This window comes from Mesorhizobium helmanticense, assembly GCF_003034915.1.
GTDB classification, from domain to species: Bacteria; Pseudomonadota; Alphaproteobacteria; order Rhizobiales; family Rhizobiaceae; genus Mesorhizobium; species Mesorhizobium helmanticense.
Genome location: NZ_PZJX01000014.1, coordinates 1 through 19,011 on the forward strand (window position 1 = coordinate 1; position 19,011 = coordinate 19,011).

14 protein-coding genes, 1 tRNA gene and 1 pseudogene are annotated in these 19,011 nt (G+C 59.1%); 9 read left to right on the plus strand and 7 right to left on the minus strand.

Going from position 1 to position 19,011, the window contains the following annotated elements; all coding sequences use genetic code 11:
- Window positions 1-2,217, minus strand: a pseudogene (locus C9427_RS06475) (PAS domain-containing sensor histidine kinase); the annotation flags it as partial.
- A gap of 261 nt (window positions 2,218-2,478) precedes the next feature.
- Between C9427_RS06475 and C9427_RS06480 the strand changes: the two are divergent.
- The 3 genes from C9427_RS06480 (at window position 2,479) to C9427_RS06495 (ending at window position 6,765) form a co-directional block, all read left to right on the plus strand.
- A complete protein-coding gene (locus tag C9427_RS06480) occupies window positions 2,479-2,937 on the plus strand; it encodes a phasin (protein WP_107648404.1) in 459 nt (152 codons plus the stop codon).
- A 415-nt stretch (window positions 2,938-3,352) separates the two neighbouring features.
- Window positions 3,353-3,429: transfer RNA gene (locus tag C9427_RS06485), tRNA-His, on the plus strand.
- A 492-nt stretch (window positions 3,430-3,921) separates the two neighbouring features.
- Window positions 3,922-6,765 carry an ATP-binding protein gene (locus tag C9427_RS06495; protein ID WP_107648312.1) on the plus strand — a complete coding sequence of 948 codons (2,844 nt, stop codon included), beginning with the start codon at window positions 3,922-3,924 and terminating at the stop codon, window positions 6,763-6,765.
- A gap of 553 nt (window positions 6,766-7,318) precedes the next feature.
- Here C9427_RS06495 and cyoD read toward each other — a convergent pair.
- The 6 genes from cyoD to C9427_RS06525 form a co-directional block, all read right to left on the minus strand.
- Window positions 7,319-7,720: a cytochrome o ubiquinol oxidase subunit IV gene (gene cyoD, locus C9427_RS06500; RefSeq protein WP_107648313.1), complete on the minus strand. Its 402-nt coding sequence runs from the start codon at window positions 7,718-7,720 to the stop codon at window positions 7,319-7,321.
- Window positions 7,717-8,388 carry a cytochrome (ubi)quinol oxidase subunit III gene (locus tag C9427_RS06505; protein WP_107648314.1) on the minus strand — a complete coding sequence of 224 codons (672 nt, stop codon included), beginning with the start codon at window positions 8,386-8,388 and terminating at the stop codon, window positions 7,717-7,719. Before C9427_RS06505 ends, cyoD begins: the two co-directional genes overlap by 4 nt.
- Window positions 8,385-10,388, minus strand: a complete 2,004-nt coding sequence (gene cyoB / locus C9427_RS06510) for a cytochrome o ubiquinol oxidase subunit I (protein WP_107648315.1) — start codon at window positions 10,386-10,388, stop codon at window positions 8,385-8,387. The genes C9427_RS06505 and cyoB overlap by 4 nt, the downstream gene beginning before the upstream one ends.
- Before the next feature lies 1 nt (window position 10,389).
- Complete coding sequence (cyoA, locus tag C9427_RS06515) at window positions 10,390-11,340, minus strand: ubiquinol oxidase subunit II (RefSeq protein ID WP_107648405.1); 951 nt, start codon at window positions 11,338-11,340, stop codon at window positions 10,390-10,392.
- A 133-nt stretch (window positions 11,341-11,473) separates the two neighbouring features.
- Window positions 11,474-12,700, minus strand: coding sequence for an oxalate decarboxylase family bicupin (locus C9427_RS06520; protein ID WP_280954149.1), 1,227 nt, complete (start codon window positions 12,698-12,700; stop codon window positions 11,474-11,476).
- 264 nt (window positions 12,701-12,964) lie between these two features.
- Complete coding sequence (locus tag C9427_RS06525) at window positions 12,965-13,546, minus strand: HdeD family acid-resistance protein (protein WP_107648317.1); 582 nt, start codon at window positions 13,544-13,546, stop codon at window positions 12,965-12,967.
- Window positions 13,547-13,933: 387 nt separating this feature from the next.
- Between C9427_RS06525 and C9427_RS06530 the strand changes: the two genes are divergently transcribed.
- From C9427_RS06530 to C9427_RS06555, 6 genes are all read left to right on the plus strand, one after another.
- Window positions 13,934-15,373: a sensor histidine kinase gene (locus tag C9427_RS06530; RefSeq protein WP_107648318.1), complete on the plus strand. Its 1,440-nt coding sequence runs from the start codon at window positions 13,934-13,936 to the stop codon at window positions 15,371-15,373.
- Window positions 15,370-16,038 (plus strand): response regulator transcription factor, encoded by a 669-nt coding sequence (locus tag C9427_RS06535; RefSeq protein WP_107648319.1) that lies wholly within the window; start codon window positions 15,370-15,372, stop codon window positions 16,036-16,038. Before C9427_RS06530 ends, C9427_RS06535 begins: the two co-directional genes overlap by 4 nt.
- A 117-nt stretch (window positions 16,039-16,155) precedes the next feature.
- On the plus strand, window positions 16,156-16,530 hold the full coding sequence (locus C9427_RS06540) for a response regulator transcription factor (RefSeq protein WP_245436999.1): 375 nt from the start codon (window positions 16,156-16,158) through the stop codon (window positions 16,528-16,530).
- Window positions 16,531-16,667: 137 nt separating this feature from the next.
- A complete protein-coding gene (rpoH, locus tag C9427_RS06545) occupies window positions 16,668-17,564 on the plus strand; it encodes an RNA polymerase sigma factor RpoH (protein WP_107648321.1) in 897 nt (298 codons plus the stop codon).
- Between the two features lie 381 nt (window positions 17,565-17,945).
- Window positions 17,946-18,362 (plus strand): hypothetical protein, encoded by a 417-nt coding sequence (locus C9427_RS06550; protein WP_146172511.1) that lies wholly within the window; start codon window positions 17,946-17,948, stop codon window positions 18,360-18,362.
- 266 nt (window positions 18,363-18,628) lie between these two features.
- Entirely contained in the window at window positions 18,629-18,931 is a 303-nt protein-coding gene (locus C9427_RS06555; RefSeq protein ID WP_146172512.1) for a hypothetical protein, read from the plus strand.
- Window positions 18,932-19,011 lie beyond the last annotated feature (80 nt).

The following is a 19,011-nucleotide window of genomic DNA, read 5'->3' on the forward strand; positions in this document are numbered from 1 at the left end:
GTCGTCTGCGGCTGAAAAAGCCGACGGCACGAACCCTTCGAGCTTGAGCGGCGGCGCCTGGAGACGCGGCCTGTCGACGGGCGCTGGCTCCATGTCACCGGCATCGCCAATGTCATCGGTCGACGAACGGGTTTCGTCGCTATTGGCGCGCGCCCAATCCTCGCTGTCCTCCGCATCACGGAAATCATCGGCCGTCATGCTGTCGTCGTCTTCCGTGGCCCCGGCGCTCGGTGGTACTTCGCTGGCGATCGATCCACTGTCCGCTTCGGTCGGTTGGGCGATCTCCCGCGCTTTCGATCTGTCCGGCTCGGAGACAGGTGCGTCGTCGCTATTGTCGGCGACATGGTCCCGGTCGGCGTAATTAAGCAGCGAGCCCGTGATGTTGGACACGGTTGATTGGCCGGCCGGCTGCTCCTGGACAGCCTTCGGTTGTTCCTGCACGGCCTCGTCCGGTTGCTCGCCGTCGAGCCTTGCGACATCCTTCTCGTCTTCGCTATTGGTTTCGGCCGGTTCCACCATCGGTTCCGCCGGCTTTTCGACATCGGCCGGCTCGACCGGAATATTCTCCTTCCTGAGCCGTTCGCCGATCTCGCGGAACGCGCTGCGTTCAAGGGTCGACAGGCCCTTGTCGTTGGCGGGCTGCCTGTGCTCCGCCAGCCGGATCACCTTGTCGGCAAAGCGACGCTCCGGCTTTGGCACGATGGTCAGCGCCGGGACCTCGCCCTTGAACGGATCGGGTTCCTTTGGTGCTTCCGGCGCAGTCTCGGGGATCTCAGGCCCGGTGATCTTGGACTCGACCGCTGCCGACACCTGGTCATTGGGGACAAGCGCCATCCCGATCGCCTCCGGATCGACCGCCGCATCACTGGTGCGGGCGACGCCGAAACCGCGGAAGCCTTCGAAGGCGCGGCTGCGGTCATAGACGGGCAGCGCCGCCAGATCGACGGGTATCTTGAGATCGGTGCCGGCAATCGGCCACAGCACCGAACGGCCGGACCAGGTGTCGCGCCGCTCGAGCAAGCCGGCGATCTCGCCAGATGCATCGAGGCCAAAGGCGGCCGCGACGTCCCTGAAGCGCCTGCCGATCACATCGGCGGCGGGCTTGCCGACGATCTCGGCGAATTCGGGTGAAAGGGCGCTGAACTTGCCCTCGGCGTCGGTGCGCCAGACGAAGCGCAGCGGCGCTGCAGTGCGGTCGATACCCCGCATGGGGCGCCCGGCGGGGGAGGCGGGTTCGGCGGTGTCTTGCGCGCTGCGTTGTGCTGGACCATCCGCCCCGGCGGGTGCTTCGCCAAGAAGAGGCGCTTCCGGCCCTGCTGGCTCTCGCGTCTCATCTTCACTGGCGCTGAAATACCAATGGTCATGCTGCGCCGGCGTTCCGCCGGCCGCCGGCCGATCGCTATCGCCGGCCTGCGGGCTTTGTTCGGTCGCATCGGCAATGTCATGCTCAGCCGCGGCCTGGATTTCTTCGACAATTGGCGGTACGGCCTCCGTCGACGCATCGGCGCCGGCTTCGGTCTCCGCCGGGTCCTCGGCACCAGGAGCTTCGCTGTCGAGCTTGTCCTCGTCGATCACCACCAGCAGGTGCCGCTCGTCCGTCAGTCGGGCGAGGCCGGCCGGATAGGAGATGGTGCCGCCTGGAACGAGGCGCTTGACGATGCGCTCGCTCTCGTTCGTTACATCGGCCACGAGTGCTGCCAGCGTCTCGGGCAGGATGCCAAGCGCCGAAAAACCATCCGAAGCAGCCTCGATGCCGCCCTTGGCGTCGACAAAGGCGATGAAGTGACCATCCTCGGTAAAGCCACTGATCGCCCGATCGGCAATCTCGGCGGCGTTGCGTGAGCCGGCTTGCGCTGCCGGTACCGCCAGCATGATCGCATTCTCGCCGTCCGGCATGGTGATGGCGGTGGCCAGGAAGCCAATCGCGCGGCTGGTCAGGCCGGTGGCCAGCCGGACCGTAATGGCGCGGTCGCGGCCGATCTCCGGAAAGCCGCTTGTCGCCATGATCTGGCGCCTGGCGATCATCGGCAGCCCTGCCGAACTGCCGATGATGGCCTCGATGTCCGGGTAGCCGAACACGGCCGCTCCCGGTCCGTTGGCCCAGATCACCTGTTCGAGGTCGACCGACAGAACGGCGATCGCGTCGCCGGCGGCAAAGCGCTGCCGGACCGCGTCGAGCACAGCGACGTCGAGGAAGGAGTAGTTTTCGGACGGCATGCGCTTGGCGGACCCTCTGGGCGAACCCTCACGGAACGGGCATTTGCAGTTAACGCTTTGTTAATAAAAGCCGACGGCGCGAAGGTCTACAAGCCATTGCGTGCAGCAGTCGGAATCTCTGGGCGCTTGGTTAACGCCGGTAGGATTTTATGTTGCGCTGCAACAAAGATATTGCAATGCACAAAATTTGCCTTTATATTGCCATCATACATGAACGAGACGGCTTTCCTTCAAGGCCGCCGCTACGACAAAGGATGGAAAATGTCCAAGACCAAAACTGCCGAGACGATTGAAAACGTTGAATTCCCGAGCTTCGACGCGTCCAAGGCCACCGACCAGATCCGCGCTTTCGCCGAAAAGGGCGTTGAGCAGTCGAAAGAGGCCTATGCCAAGCTGAAGACCGGCGCCGAGGAGACCCAGAAGGCTCTTGAGTCGACCTTCGAGACCGCCAAGACCGTTTCCAGCGACCTGTCGCTCAAGACCATCGCTGCTTTGCGCGCCAATGCCGAAGCCGGCTTTTCGCACCTCGAGGCTCTGATCGGCGCGAAGTCGCTTTCGGAAGTCGTCGAGCTGCAGACTGCATTCCTGCGCAAGCACGTCGAAACGACCGTCGAGCAGGCCAAGGACTTCCAGACCGTCGCCTCCAAGGCGGCCGAGGACGTCTCCAAGCCGATCAAGACCGCCTTCGAGAAGGCCGTAAAGAACATCAAGGCCGCCTAATATTTGCGCACAACTCGAAGATGCATCAAAACGTCGCATTTCGTCAGACAAATAGATATGCGATAGAATTGGTGAAAGTGAATACCCGGTGGGTGGAACCTCCTCCCTCTGCTCTCCGGGGTGACCAGCCAGCACCTCCTCCCGCTGGCTCGTAACAGGAAAAGGCCGGCACCTCCTCCCGCCGGCCTTTTTCTTTGCCCGGCGAAGGTGGCCAGCAATCTTTGCTACAGCGCCGCGCCTCCCTTGGACGCTGTAGAACTTTGGGTTTGCGCATGTTCCCCAGCGAAAATCGATCCGATTTTCGGGGCCATGCGCTGCCAAGAGCTTGAATTAAACTCCGATAGCCCGTATGGACGCATCGCCGAACGACAGAGCGTATCCTGGAGAATGAACCTCGATCCGCTCAGGCAAATGTGCCGTTGTAGCTCAGATGGTTAGAGCGCCGGATTGTGGATCCGGAGGTCGCTGGTTCGATCCCAGCCAACGGTACCATCGGCTCCTCCGCTAAGTCTTTGTATTTTTTATAGAATTTCCCTATTCTCTAGAGGCCGTGGGAAGACGACGCGGAGCACATGATCCTAACCGCTTCCTGCAACTGAGGGGCGACCATTTCCATTACTACCGGCGGGTGCCCAGAGAGGTCAGGGACCTCGACGAGCGTGGCGTATTCGTGCGCCGCGCCCTCGACACCACTGATCGCATGAAGGCGCGTACCGCCAGGGACCACCCGCTTTCTGGAACTTGGCCCGGGATCTTCTCTCAGCGAGATGGTAGCGAGGACGGATCCCAGCACGGTTACGCGGTCGTTGAGTGATTTCAAAACGATCGAGGGTGCGAAAGCCTGGGCGGCACAAAGCGCCGATCTAGTGAACACGGCAGTCTGGCATCGACTGGCGCCCCCACAACGCCTTGACTTAACGTCTTTCATATAGCGGATTAGGGTAATGTACGAGACGAGCTCCGGCTAGGCCAAGGGCTTTGATCATGGCAAACGACAGCGAATCTGGCACCTCGACAATTGCCTTTGACCGCTTCGTGCTGACACCAATCAAACGATTGCTTACGAGAGATGGCGAGCCAATCGCAATTGGTGGCCGAGCGCTCGACATTCTGATCGCATTAACCGATCGGCCCACGGAGATCGTGAGCGGGCGTAAATTGATTGATATCGTGTGGCCGGATGTGACGGTCGAAGAGGCCAATCTCCGCGTCCACATCGCCGCTCTTCGTAAGGTCCTGGGCGACGCTCGAGACGGAAATCGCTTTCTTATTACCGTACCTGGTCGAGGATACGCGTTCGTTGCTCCTTTGCGCTCACCCCATAGCGGCACTAGCTCTATTTACAGTGAAGCCGGGCTGCCGCAATCAAAGAACTTGCCTGCACCGTTGCGGTCAATTGCTGGCCGCGCCGAAACGTTGGCAGAGTTGATCGCGCAGGTGCAATCAAACCGCTTGGTAAGTGTTGTGGGGCCGGGCGGCATTGGAAAGACCACGGTCACGATAGCGGTTGCCCACGCGCTTCTGTCTGACTTTGGAAACGAAATGGTTTTCTTTGTCGATCTTGGTTCCCTGGATGACAAAGCCGACGCTGCGAGTGCTGTTGCCGCCGCTATTGGATGTTCTGTGCAAGGTCTTGTACCAGATCACGCTATACCCGCGTTTCTCGCGGACAAGCGTGCCCTGCTCATGCTGGACAGCTGCGAGCATGTTATGGAGACAGTCGCGCCGCTGACAAAACACATAGTCGCTGGGGCGCCGTCCATTCATATTTTGGCAACGAGCAGAGAAGCACTTCGCCTCGAGTTAGAGAACGTCCATTTGCTCCCGCCGCTTGCTTGGCCGCCTGACGCCGCGCCGTCTGCGGCTTCGGCTCTCGCTTCGCCGGCAGTGCAACTTTTTATGGAAAAGGCTGCTGCCGGGGGGCATTTGGACGGCCTTCAGGACAGCGATGCCCCCATTGTAGCTGACATCTGCCGACGGCTTGATGGGATTGCGTTGGCGATCGAGATCGCTGCAAGCCGAGTGGGAACGTATGGCATTAGAGGAGTGGCCAGCCTCCTCAATGAGTCGGATCCATTACAATTGCAAGGTCGGCGAGGTGCCACGTCGAGGCACCAAACGTTGCAGGCGATGCTTGACTGGAGTTTCAACCTGTTGTCGGGAAGCGAGCAAAAGACGCTCTGCACACTCTCAATTTTTATCGGTCAATTCCCCCTCGAGGCAGCCTATGCGGTTGCGGGTGTTGTGGACAATGACAGAAAGAAACTAGCGACCACCATTGCAAGCTTAGCCGACAAATCTCTGATTTCAATCTCATCGATTAGCGGCCTTGTCTACTACCGACTTCTGGATACGACGCGCGCATACGCCTCTTCCAAGCTCAAGGTTGGCGACGAGGAAAGGGCAATAGCCGGGCGCCACGCCCTCTACTTCGACAGTTTCCTCAAATCGCACTTTGCAGGACAAGGTTTTGATGGCAGGGAGCCGGCCAAGTACACTCCTCATCTAGGCAATATCCGCAAGGCGCTTGAGTGGAGTTTTTCCGATCGGGGCGATCCCGCCATCGGACGCGAGCTTGCCGCCAATGCCGCGTCAATATTTCTGGAAATTTCCCAATTTGGAGAATGCCAGAGATGGTGTCGTCAAGCGATATCTGGGCTACCTGAAAGAGATCGTGGGACATCACTAGAGCTACAATTATATTACGCACTGGCGCGATCGGCGCTCTACACTCCTGGAAGCGTCAACGAGGTCAGGGACGCGTTCAAACGCGCATTGCATCTGTCAGAGACTTTACACGACGAACGTCGTCAATTCGATCTGCTCGCCGATTTCAATGTCTATCTCGTTCGCAATGGTGATTTCCAAGGCGCGATTGCTACAGCGAAGGAAAGCGCCGCTATCGCTCAGCGAACGGGCGACCCCGCCGAAAAAATTCTTTCAGAGTGGTTGCTTGGCGCCTCATATCACGCGACTGGCAATCAGGCGGCTGCGCTGCGTCATTGCAAGAATGGCTTCCTGTTGCAGGCGTTTCCCGCCTCGTCTTTGAAATTGGACCTAGCTAGCGAAGCGCGTGCGCGGCTGGCCTTGACGCGATCCCTGTGGCTGCGAGGTTTTCCCGATCAAGCTCTCGAATCCGCCCATGAGACAATAGAACACATGCGCGCCTACAGCCATCATGCTTCCTACTGCTTTGCCTTAGTCTGGACGATCCCCGTCTTCTTTTGGTGCGGCGCATATAAGATGGCGGCCGAGCCGATTGAGAGCGCGCTATCACATGCATCCAAGTATTCTCTCCCTGCCTTTCAGGCCATCGCCCGTGCACAGAAGGGCGAGTTCCTGCTTGTAAATGGGGACGATTCGACGGGGTTGGAGATGCTCCAGCAAGGCTACTCAACCATGCTTTCCAGCCACTATAGCATAATAGCTTCTTCGACGTCCTGTGTGTTGGCAAAAGCGTTGGCAGCTTCAGCACGAGGCGAAGAAGCGCGGCAAGTGCTTGAAGTAGCGTTGTCACGCGCCGATTTGGTTAACGAACAATGCTGGCGGCCAGAGTTGCTACGAACTCAAGGCGAGATCGAGTTGATGATGCCGCAGCCGGACCTTGCTTCTGCCGAGAAATTTCTTCTGAGGTCAATTTCTTGCGCGCGAGAGCAATCCGCCTTCAGTTGGGAACTAAAGGCAGCAATTCCCCTTGCCCAAATGTGGAGGGATTTGGGTAGAAATCAGGAGGCCAGATCGCTGCTAGGAAGTGTTTACCAGCGATTTACTGAAGGATTTGGAACGCGAGATCTTATCGCAGCATGTCAACTTCTGGATCAGCTCTAACAGCCCAAAGGGATGGGAACCTTAGGCCAGAGAACAGAAAGCGGCCGAGCAAACCCTGCGCAGCAGCGAACAGAACCTGCGATTGATCGTCAACGCGGATCGGCATGAAGAAAGCGAAAGTGGCGGTTGCTCGCAAGATCGCGGTTCTGCCCCACTGCCTCTGGGTTGACGGCACCAGATTTGAGTGGGCGGAGAAAAGATGGCGTGACACGATCTCAATCACGGGCCGTCCGAACCCGTGATATCGTGCCGGGACGGTGGTTGTGGTGACCGCGTTGAATCGCCTGACGTCGACTTCGAACTTCGTTGCATACGTTGAGGCGCCCGACCCGGTCATCATCATGAGGCATCTGACCGGGAAAGAACCATGCGTGTAAGCCGAGGGCTGCAAGCTGTGGATTGTGGAACGCGGCAACGCCGGCGATTGTGTAAGCGAATCTGCTCCACTGGTTGCGCCACGAAACATAGGAAAATGTGCTACGCATTGGCTGAGCTTTGAATCTACGCGCACGGGCACCTCTGCCGCGATAGATCGCGTCCGCCTCGCTTTGGGTCAACTTTGCATCTGCATGATCTGATCGATGGGCATCATATTGTGGTTCATATGTGCCATGATCCAGAGCGATCCGACGATGACTAGGAGAACGATCAACACACCAAAGGCAAGCGCCAAGACGTTGTTGACGTTGTCGGGGCCGGTGGTGATGTGGAGGAAAAAGACGAGGTGAACGCCCATCTGCGCGATCGCGAGGACGGCCAGCGCGACAGGAATGCTCGGTTCCCAAACCAGCGCGGTGCGAGTGATAAAGAAAGACACCAGGGTAAGCAGCGTTGCGAGCCCTAGCCCGATTAGGTAAGTCCTGATTTCTTCGGCAGCCTCGTATCCGTCGAGGCTCTCGTCACCCGGCGCGGTGTCGACGTAGTGCGAGTCTTCGTCCTGCTCGGCGTGGCTCATTGGGTGACTCCCATCAGATACACCATTGTGAACAATCCGACCCAAATGATATCAAGGGCATGCCAGAACAGGCTGAAGCAAAGCAGGCGCCGCAGAATGTCGGGCCGGTAGCCCTTTGCGAACACCTGCGCCATCATCGTGAGCAGCCATAACAAGCCGATGGCCACATGCAGGCCATGGCAGCCAACCAGCGTAAAGAAGGCCGACAGGAACGCGCTCCGCGTTGGGCCTGCCCCGAGCGCAATCATGCCCATGAACTCGCGGATCTCGATGCCAAGGAATGCAGCCCCCAGTATGAAGGTTGCGGCCATCGCGCCATGGAACCAGAATCCGTTGCGCGTCCGGGCGCCGATGCCTGCGAGGCCGCAAGTGAAGCTCGACAGGAGAAGGCAGGCCGTCTCGATGCTGACATTGCCGAGGTCGAACAGTTCCCGCCCGCTCGGCCCGCCGGCCGTCGCGTCAACCAGCACCGCGTAGGCCGCGAAGAAGGCGGAGAACATGACGATGTCGCTCAGCAGGAAAATCCAGAAGCCGTAGCCTGCGATGATACGCTTCGACGCCAGCGCATAGGCCGCATGCTTCGCGCTGTGTTGAATATCCGGCGAGCCCTGGGCACGCCCGACGTGGTTCGGGCCGTCCCGGCCGACGGCCGCGTCGAACGCGCTCATGACGGCGTCCCCGATAGGGCGAATGTCTCACCGCGCGCGGTTCGGTTGGCCCGATCGATGCGTGCTACCACGTCAGCTGGAATCACATACTCGACTTCATCCCGCCAGGCGAAGACAACAAAGGTTGCGAACGCGCCCACCGCAGCCAGGACCACGATCCACCAGATATGCCAGATCAGTGCGAATCCCATGAAGGTGGCGAAGAAGGCGCAGATGAAGCCCGTTGGACTGTTCCTCGGCATTTCGATGTCCGCATAGGGAGGTTCCTCGCCCGGCATGGCCTGCTGGCGCGCGCGCTGCTTCATGCCCCAGTAAGCCTCGTCGCCCTCGACGCTCGGGAGCACCGCGAAATTGAAGGATGGTGGCGGAGAGGGTGTCGCCCACTCGAGCGAGCGTCCATTCCAGGGGTCGCCGGTCTCGTCGCGAAGTTCCTTACGCCGGCGAATGCTGATGGCGAGTTGCGCGATCTGCAGGATTATTCCGACCAGGATGATGGCCGCGCCGCCGGCCGCGATCAGCAGCCAGGGACGCCATTCGGGAACATCGTAGTGCTGCATGCGACGCGTCATACCCATCAGGCCTACGACATAAAGCGGCATGAAGGCGACGTAGAAGCCCACGATCCAGCACCAGAACGATGCTTTGCCAAGCCCTTCGTGCAGCCGGAAGCCGAAGGCTTTCGGAAACCAGTAGGTGTAGCCGGCGAAGGCACCGAAGAGCACGCCTCCGATGATGACGTTGTGGAAATGGGCCACAAGGAAAAGGCTGTTGTGCAGGACGAAGTCCACCGGGGGCACCGCCAGCAGGACGCCAGTCATCCCGCCGATGACGAATGTGACCATGAAGGCGATCGACCACAATATCGGTTGGGAATAGACGACCCGGCCACCATACATGGTGAAGAGCCAGTTGAAGACCTTTACGCCCGTGGGCACCGCGATAATCATCGAAGCGATACCGAAAATCGCGTTGACGTCGGCGCCGGCCCCCATGGTGAAGAAGTGGTGCAACCACACAGTGAAGGAAAGTACGCATATGGCCATCGTCGCCATGACCATCGACCGATAGCCGAACAGCGGCTTGCGGGAAAAGGTCGAGATCACTTCCGAAAATATGCCGAAGGCGGGCAGGATCAGGATGTAAACTTCAGGATGTCCCCACGCCCAGATCAGGTTCATGAACATCATCACGTTGCCGCCGGCTTCATTGGTGAAGAAGTGAAAACCGACGTAGCGATCCAGCAGCAGCATCGCCAAAGTCGCCGTTAGGATGGGAAATGCCGCGACGATCAGCAGGTTGGAGGCGAGCGTCGTCCAGCAGAACATCGGCATTCGCATCAAGGTCATACCAGGTGCACGAATCTTCAGGACCGTCGTGACGAAGTTGACGCCGGTGAGCAAGGTTCCCACACCGGATATCTGGAGCGACCAAAGATAATAGTCGACGCCGACGCCGGGCGAGTAGGCTATCTCCGACAGGGGAGGATACGGCAGCCACCCGGTGCGCGCGAACTCGCCCACGACCAGCGAAATATTGACGAGCAACGCGCCGGTGGCGGTGAGCCAAAAGCTGACCGAGTTGAGGGTCGGGAACGCCACGTCGCGGACCCCAAGCTGCAACGGCATGACGAAGTTCATCAGCCCGATCACGAAGGGCATTGCGACAAAGAAGATCATCAGCGTGCCGTGGGCGGAGAAAATCTGGTCGTAGTGCTCGGGTGGCAAGTAGCCTTCGGAGCGGAACGCCAGCGCCTGTTGCGACCGCATCATGATCGCGTCGGCAAAGCCGCGCAGCAGCATCACCATAGCGAGCAGGATGTACATGATCCCGATCAGCTTGTGGTCCACGCTGGTGATCCACTCGCGCCAAAGGTACGGAAGCCAGCCCTTCAGCGTGACCCATGCGAGGACGCCGACAATCACCACACCCACCAGGGCGGCCGTGAACAGTGGGATCGGCTGGTCGAGGGGAATAGCTGCCCAGCTGAGTTTGCCCAACATCCTAGTCCTCCGTCTGTGGGGATACGCTCGGATTGGGCCGGCCGGTCTGCGGGCCAGGTCCAGGCGGCAGTTGCTGTGTGACGATCTGCTGGAAGAGGCCAGGATCGGCCGCACGGAAGGTGAAAGGAGTGGTGTTCACGCTTTGCCTGGCCAAGGCAGCGTAGCTCTTGGCATCGAGGCTTGGCCCCATGCCGCGCGTGGCATCAATCCAGGCAGCGAACCGCTGCGCAGACACCGCCTCTACCTCGAAATGCATGTCCGAGAAACCATCGCCACTATAGTGGCTCGAAAGGCCGTGGAAGGTGCCCGGAGCGTCCGCGCGCAGGTTCAACTGCGTTGTCATGCCGTTCATCGTGTAGATCATGCTGCCGAGCCGCGGTACGAAGAACGCATTCATCACGCTCGCGGATGTCAGTGAGAAATGAATGGGAGTGCCGGCAGGAACGACAAGATGGTTCACGCTCGCTATACGCTGGCCTGGGTAGATAAAGAGCCACTTCCAATCCAATGCGACCACCTGGACCTCCAGCGGTGGCGTGTTTGATATCAACGGTTTCGCGGGATCGAGTTCATGGGATCCGATCCAGGCCACTCCGCCTAGGAGCATGATCACTAGGAGGGGAATGGACCAGACGATGAGCTCGATACGGCCCGAATACTCCCAATTCGGCAGGTAGGTCGCTCTTGTGTTGGAGGCTCGAAACCACCAGGCGAAGATAAAGGTGGCGACGATCGTCGGCACCACGATGGCGAGCATGATGGCGAGCGAATCTATCAGGATCGTTTTCTCTGCAATCCCGACCGTCCCTTGTGGATCGAGAACCGCTGGCTGGCATGCAGTCAAAACGATCGGCGCCAGGAGGACGGCGCATTGCGCCACCCTGGCGCTCGTCGATCGACGACCCGGCAAAAGCAAATCGCGGTCTGGCAGTCCATCCGACCTGGCGGGCATCACTGCGCTCCCTCGCGCCGTCGTGAGCATCCTGGTGTATGCTTCGCGTCCGAGCAGCGGGCTCGGAACGACAACAAGAACTGCAAGAGAAGCGAGGGCAGCGTCACCGGCTCGCGCACCCGGCTGCGCGATGCTAAGCCGGCACGACCGGCGACTTCTCCTTGCGCAAGGCGTGCAGAAACTGCGAGTCGACGCGCAAACTGGCGCGGACCAACTCCGGCGGTGTGAGGGCAAGCCACTGATTCAGTGACACGTCGGCGAAGTGGTCGCTCTTGAACACCTCCAAATATCGCAGCGTCGTGTTGCCTGTGTTCTCGATATAGTGGCCCATGGCGAAGGGTACGTAGCCGACGTCGTTGGCCTGGAAGTCGAATGTGCGGGCCGCGCCCGACGCCGCGAACACCCCCATGCGGGCCTGACCCTGAATATAGTACTGCCATTCGTTCGTATTGGGATGCCAATGCAACTCGCGCATCGCTCCCGGCTCGACCTCAACCAGGGCCGCCGCGATTGTTCTGGAAGCCGGGAACACGCTGCTGTCGGTAATTCGCGCAGTTCCATGTTTCATCTTGATCGGAGCCTGTGCCATCATGCGGTGGCTGAAAGCGTGCGGGACTTCAACCGCGCCCGCGATCTTGTCCGCGCTGAGCGGCCCCGGAACCGGCGCGGGAAACATGTAAAGCTCGCTGGGATCGGGGACGCCCGCAAAGCTCGACGCCGGAACGCCGAAATTCTTGGCGAGCACCTCGGGAGGCGTGTGCTTCAGAAAGTCGCTCAAGAGGAAGGTGTTGTCCTCGTCGAAGTCGCCGTCATCGAACACCAACAAGAATTCCGTCCCGTCTGGATCAAGGCCCTGGATCGAGTGCGGAATGCCCGACGGGAAATACCACAGGTCGCCGGCGCCGACGTCGTCGACGAAATTACGGCCATCGGCATCGACCGCCGTGATGCGTGCTCTCCCGTACAGAACATAGGCCCACTCGGCGGCCTTGTGCCAATGCAACTCACGCACGCCGCCGGCATTCAGGCGCATGATCACGCCGGCGATGTCCTTGGAGACACCGAGCTCGCGCACGGTCACCTGCCGGGTCCAGCCGCCACCAGACAGTCGGATGTGGGTATCGTCAAACGAGAAACGCAGGTTCGGCAGCTCACCCGCATCCGTACTCGGTGGCACCATCAGGTCCGGATTCTGAGCTATTCGGGAAGGATTCATCGGACCAGGGTTGGTGCCGCCGCGGCCGTTGGCTATCGGGTCACTTTTCTGCGCCTGGGCCAGTGTCGCCGTCGTGAGCAAGCCGCCGGCTGCTGTCGCAGCCAGCATGGCTCGACGGGATATCTTGTCGGTGACTATGCTCATTTTGTTTCTTTCCTTGCTGCGGGGGCTTTTCGACGCCGCCAATTGGTTGGGACGCGGACCGCATGAGTGTCCGCCTGGCGCGCAAGACACACGGTAGCGATCGGGCGCTGACGAGGTCTTTCTTGTTGACGCACGCAATAGCTGAATCGCACGATGATCGTGGCTGTCAGGTGGAGCGATGCGGAGGAACGCTGCTCGCGATCGTCTCGGGCGGCTTGCAGCAAATGGAAATGCTCTGGCTATCGCGCCCGCCTGTTTCCATTTTCACATCCACGACAACGTGCTGCTCTTCAGGCCAAAGCCGAATGCCAGGAGCGTCGCACCTTGCATGGTCAGGTCGATTGCCAGAATCGCGCCTGGCGCCGCCAGAGTATTGAGTGGCCGTCCGAAGAGGATGACAAGGCCCGCAAGAAGCGTGACTGCCCCTGAAAACGCAACCCAGCCCCAGGCCAGATGGTGCCTGGACTGGAGGCCTACCCAGAACCGCAGAATGCCTGCCGCAATGAGTGTGATTGCCAGCACGAGCGTGTAAACCGAGACTGCAAGCAGTGGATTGTGGAGCGCGGCGATGCCGGCGATTGCATAGGCGACGCCGCTCAACAGCCAGGATGCAAACGATCTCCATCCCTGAATATTGAAAGCGTGCACGACCTGCGCGATGCCGGCGACCGACATCAACACGCCAATATAGAAGACGGATAGCACCGGAGCGGCGAACAGGTTCGCGAATCCCAGAAAGCCCAGGCTCAGCAGCGCGATGCCAAGCATTATAAAAAGCCAGCATTTTGCACGCAACTCCGGGAAGGTTGAGCCGAGACTGCGGGACCGTTCAATCGCATGTGCCATGAGTTCCTCTTTCAGTTCAGTGGAGAAACGCCGCCCGGATGTAGATGCAAGAAGGCGAGCGGTGGGTTCCGCCCAGGGGCGTTGAACCGGACATAATCCTGTTTCGTCATACCGCTCTCGTTGTTGCCAGGACTTGTGCGTTGTTGCCTTGACCGGCTCTGACTTGCGTGTTTTCCGCCGGACCTTAGGCTCGCTCTCAAGCCTGTGCCGTTGATGGCGCGCTCGATCCCTGGGGATTTGGAGGTGTTGCAGTGACAAAGGTGCAATCAGGCACTGACGACCGCAATTTCGAACAAGCGGAAAGGATTCTGTTGCCTAGGTTGGACGGCGCGCCACAGAGAGTCGATCAGCAGCGCAAGCGTCGACCAGGAACTGAGCAGAGACCTTATGCGGCACAGATTATCTCCGCCAGCATCCGGCAATTCGCGGCTGGTGGCGCCTCTAGCCATCCTTCTGGCGGCCGGGATATTCGTTGTCGATACGATTGATCCATTTTCTGGAGCTGTCGCGGTCCTCTATGTGGTCGTTATTCTGCTCGCAGGTACCACCTTCCGTAGGCGTGGCATTGTCTTGTGCTCGTTCGCCTGTATAGCCCTCACCTCATTGAGCTTCTGGTTTGTTCACGGAGAAGAAGCCAGTGGAGGCGCGTTCAGCCGCTGCCTGATGAGCATCGCGGCCATCGCCATTACCACCCTTCTTGTCCTTAAGAACCAGTCGACCTCGAACGATCTCTCTGAAAAGGCCCAATTGCTCGATTTGACGCATGATGCAATTTTCGTACGCAGCATGGGCGATCTGATCACTTATTGGAATCGTGGTGCTGAAGCCATTTACGGCTGGTCCGCCGAACACGCGGCGGGGAAGTCCACCCATCAGCTTCTGCAGACAGTCTTTCCAGCCAAGCTGAACGAGATCAATCGGCAACTGCTCAGCTCCGACCGCTGGGAAGGTGAACTCCTGCACACGAAGCGGGACGGATCCGTCGTTGTCGTTTCCAGCCGCTGGTCGCTGAAGAAGGATGCCGATGGCAAACCGTTGGCGGTTCTCGAAACGAATACGGACATATCACAGCGCAGGCGAGCCGAAACCGAGGTCCTGAAGGCCCAGGCTGAACTCGCCCATGTGACACGCCTCACCACATTGGGTGAATTGACGGCCTCGATCGCGCACGAGGTGAATCAGCCGCTAGCCGGCATCGTTATGAACGGCGAGGCGTGCCTGCGATGGATCGATCGAGACAAGCCCGATCTGGATGAGGTCCGCAGCGCGGTCAAGCGGAGCATCGCTGACGCCCAACGCGCCAGCGATATCGTCCATCGCATCCGGGCGTTGTCCAAGAAGGGTGACATCCAGATGGCCCTTGTCGACGTGAACGAGATCGTCAACGAATCCCTCGTGTTGGTGCAGCATGAGCTCATTGCAAATCACATCACCCTGAAACTGGACCTAGCCAACCGGCCGCTGCCCGCGCTTGGTGACCGTATCCAGCTTCAACAGGTCCTGATCAATCTGCTGATCAACGGGATTCAGGCAATGGCCTCCGGTAACAGCGACTTACGCGAAATTCTCGTTACGACGTCGATCGATGAATCGAACCAGGCAAATGTGAGGATCCGGGATTCTGGACCAGGCATCGATCCCGATAATGCGCGTCAGTTGTTCAAGACCTTCTTCACCACCAAGGCGGACGGAATAGGCATGGGGCTATCGATCTGCCGGTCGATCGTTGAGTCACATGGAGGCGATGTATGGATCGTGCCTAATCCAGGCGGCGGCGCGATATTCCAATTTTCCCTGCCACGCGTCGAAAAGGATGCCGGGTCATGATCCGACGCCCCGTCTCTCCCTCCCAGTCACAAGGCAACAACGGCGCCGTGCCTCCAACTGTTCTGGTCGTGGACGACGATCCGTCGCTACGTGAAGCTTTAAGCAGCCTCTTCCGGTCAGTTGGTACGCGCGTCGAGCTTTTCGGTTCTGCTCCCGAACTGCTGAACAGTCGGCTTCCCGACGGTCCAAGCTGCCTTGTACTCGATATCAGGCTGCCGGAGGTGAGCGGACTCGAATTTCAAACGCAGTTGAGCAAGGCAGGCATTCACCTGCCGATAATTTTCATGACCGGACATGGCGACATTCCGATGTCGGTGCGCGCCATGAAGGCCGGCGCGGTCGATTTTCTCACCAAGCCCTTCCGAGATCAGGATATTCTGGATGCAGTCGCCGGCGCTTTGGAGCGCGACAGGCAGCGGCGAGAGAGAGATCGGGCGCTCTCGGATCTGCAGAGCCTTCTGCGCACCCTGACCCCTCGGGAGCGCGAGGTGATGGCATTTGTCGCGACTGGATTGATGAACAAGCAAATCGCCGGCGAGATGCAACTCAGTGAAATCACGGTGAAAATCCACCGCGGGCGCCTCATGAAGAAGATGGGCGCCAGAACTCTAGCCGACCTGGTCAAGATGGCCGGCGCCCTGGGAATAGACGCTCCCGGGAAATAACTTTGTTACACCTCTGTATAACTTCCGCTTCCACGGGCGCAGGCGCAATATCTCGCCGAGAAACAGCCGTTGAAACAGCAATGCTTGGGCCATCGGCAAGCACGGAGGATTAGTGAATTGACCCGTAACGCGATGATCTCGATCATCGACGACGATGAGTCCGTTCGACTTGCAACCGCAAGCCTCGTTAGATCGTTAGGTTTCATCGCATTTGCATTCGAATCGGCCGAGGATTTCCTGAGATCATCTAGACTGGAAGATACGTCATGCTTGATCTGCGATATCCAGATGCCCGGAATGACAGGAATAGAGCTGCAGGATCATTTGATCGAACATGGCTATCACATACCAACCATCTTGATCACCGCCTTTCCCGAGGAACGCGTCCGCAAACGCGCTCGGGAAACGGGCGCCATCGGCTTCTTCCGCAAGCCGTTGGATAGCCAGGCCATGATCAGCTGTATCGATTCTGTGCTTCATGGCACGCGCTAGCGGCTCCTGGGTGCACCTTCGCCCTTCAAGCGAAGAGCGCGGCAAACAGGGGTAGCGTCGAACAGAGAAGCCAACATCGAAGGTCTATGGGCGTCGAGAGACAACTGATCTCCCGCAACGTAGACAAGGAGTGCTTGATGGCACGCGCAGTAACAACAAACTTTTCGAGCGAAAGCGGGCTTCACCGTTATCTCGACGCGATCAGACATTTCCCCATGCTGACGCCAGGGCAGGAACAAACGCTGGCGAAACGCTGGCGCGAGGACAACGATGCGGAGGCCGCTCACCAACTGGTGGTGTCGCATCTTCGCCTCGTCGCCAAGGTTGCCACGCGCTATCGCGGATACGGGCTGCCGATGTCGGAGGTGATATCAGAGGGCAACATCGGTCTGATCAAGGCGGTCAATCGCTTCGAACCGGAGCGCGGCTTTCGTTTGGCGACCTATGCGATCTGGTGGATCAAGGCGTCCATTCGCGAATATGTCCTGCGCTCCTGGTCGCTGGTGAAGATCGGTACGACACCCAATCAAAGAAAGTTGTTCTTCAATTTGCGGCGGCTCAAGGCTCGCCTCTCGGCACTGGACGACGGTGACCTGCGTCCAGATCAGGTGGAACTCATTGCAAGCGACCTTGGCGTGACGGAGAAGGAAGTTATCTACATGAACAGCCGCATGGGCGGTGACACGTCGCTCAACGCGCCCCTGCGAGGTCTGCCCGAAAGCGAATGGCAAGATCTGCTGGTCGAGAGCGAGGACAACCAGGAGTACAGGCTCGTTCAGTTCGAGGAAGCCTCCAACCGGCGCAGGGCGCTGATCGATTCGCTTGGCGTGCTCAACGCGCGCGAACGGCGTATCCTCGAGGCGCGTCGGCTTGCGGATGACCCGAGGAGTTTGGAGGACCTCTCCAACGAATTCGGCGTTTCGCGCGAACGTGTGCGCCAGATTGAGATGCGCGCCTTCGAAAAACTGCAAAATGCGGTGAAGGTTGTCTATGCCAGACGGGATGAAATCCAGACCGTTGTCAGTGTGCAATAGATGGACGACGGCGCCGAATGACAGGACGGCCGGACCGGAGCGCAATCGGCGCTGAGCAACACGGCTGCGCCCGGCTGGTTCCGAGAAAATCGCAAAAAGCAATGAGGCGAGGCAGCGGGCTTTAAGCAATTCCAGCCGCCCGTGTGAGCTGCCACGACATGGCTAGCATTCGCGGAGCTGCGTACTTCGCACCCGCCAGGGCCGAAGCGCTGCCTGCCCCGTAGGGCGGATTGCCGGCACTGCCATGCGATCAAAACGTAATGTGTGTAGCCATAAGATATATATGCACCAAACAAGCATATTATACTTAAAAGCACCTCCTGTATATACATTAAATGCAGCTTTCGAAGACTTGGAAAGCTTCAACTACAGGAGTTTATTATGAAGAAGGTAACAACAGTCTTGGCGACGATTGCTCTGGGCGCTGTGCTGGCAACCGGCTCGGCGACGATGTCGATGGCGCACGGCGGTGGCGGTGGTCACGGCGGCGGCTTTGGCGGCGGCGGCTTCGGCGGCCATTCCGCAATCATGGGTGGCGGCGGCCATTTCGGGGGCTTTGGCGGCAGCCATTTTGGCGGCGGCGGCTTTGGCGGTGAGCACGGCGTAGGCGTTGCTGGTGGCGGTCGTATCGCAGGCTTGGGCGGTGAGGCGCACGTCCATGGCGTCCATGTCCGAGACGGTCACAGGTTCAGAAGGGGCCGCGGTTTCGGCAGCGATTACTATGACGACGGCTACTGCGGCTACCCGTATCCGTATCCATACGAAGGGTATCTCGGCCTTTACCCATATTGTCCGTGATCTACCACGGCCTCTTCGAATCCGGACCCCACGGCGCGAGTGGGGGCCGGATTCGAACACCTAAGGATTTGCCTGGCACGTCTACCGACCTGCGGCCCGGCTGGAATTCGTTTCGTACTGCCGATGCCACCGTGCACCCAACGAGTCATAGCCGTAAATGATGATATATATCTATCAAACATAGGCGCTATTTCGAGAACGGAATACATCGCCAATATAAGTGATGTCCAAATAATATTTGGATTCTCAATCCTCAGGAGTGTATCGTGAGAAAATCAGCAACAACATTGGCGAAGATTACTTTGGGCGTGATGCTGGCGACCGGCACGGCGACGGTCTCCATGGCGCACGGCAACGGCAGTGACGGTCATGCCGTACACTTTAGCGACTTTAGCGGTGGCGGCATTGGCAGCCGCCAGCATCACCCGCACCACAAGGTCATTTTCAGCGATGGGGAATATCACTTTCAGCCTTGGTGGAACTACGACACCGATGCTGCTTACTGCTCGTTCGATGCCGTAAATCAGAGTTACGATGGGCCCAGTGGAATGTGGCACTCTTGCCCGTGATCCAACCTCGCCGACTGGAGTGATTCGGATCGAAGCGGTTTCCCCCCGATGGCGGTGCAGTCCCCATGGTGCAAGGTCAA

Bases quoted from the DNA above. Each gene is read 5' to 3' on its own strand.
- C9427_RS06480 (WP_107648404.1), top strand. From the start codon at position 2,479: ATGTCCAAGACCAAAACTGCCGAGACGATTGAAAACGTTGAATTCCCG.
- C9427_RS06495 (WP_107648312.1), top strand. From the start codon at position 3,922: ATGGCAAACGACAGCGAATCTGGCACCTCGACAATTGCCTTTGACCGC.
- cyoD (WP_107648313.1), bottom strand. From the start codon at position 7,720: ATGAGCCACGCCGAGCAGGACGAAGACTCGCACTACGTCGACACCGCG.
- C9427_RS06505 (WP_107648314.1), bottom strand. From the start codon at position 8,388: ATGAGCGCGTTCGACGCGGCCGTCGGCCGGGACGGCCCGAACCACGTC.
- cyoB (WP_107648315.1), bottom strand. From the start codon at position 10,388: ATGTTGGGCAAACTCAGCTGGGCAGCTATTCCCCTCGACCAGCCGATC.
- cyoA (WP_107648405.1), bottom strand. From the start codon at position 11,340: ATGCCCGCCAGGTCGGATGGACTGCCAGACCGCGATTTGCTTTTGCCG.
- C9427_RS06520 (WP_280954149.1), bottom strand. From the start codon at position 12,700: ATGAGCATAGTCACCGACAAGATATCCCGTCGAGCCATGCTGGCTGCG.
- C9427_RS06525 (WP_107648317.1), bottom strand. From the start codon at position 13,546: ATGGCACATGCGATTGAACGGTCCCGCAGTCTCGGCTCAACCTTCCCG.
- C9427_RS06530 (WP_107648318.1), top strand. From the start codon at position 13,934: ATGCGGCACAGATTATCTCCGCCAGCATCCGGCAATTCGCGGCTGGTG.
- C9427_RS06535 (WP_107648319.1), top strand. From the start codon at position 15,370: ATGATCCGACGCCCCGTCTCTCCCTCCCAGTCACAAGGCAACAACGGC.
- rpoH (WP_107648321.1), top strand. From the start codon at position 16,668: ATGGCACGCGCAGTAACAACAAACTTTTCGAGCGAAAGCGGGCTTCAC.
- C9427_RS06550 (WP_146172511.1), top strand. From the start codon at position 17,946: ATGAAGAAGGTAACAACAGTCTTGGCGACGATTGCTCTGGGCGCTGTG.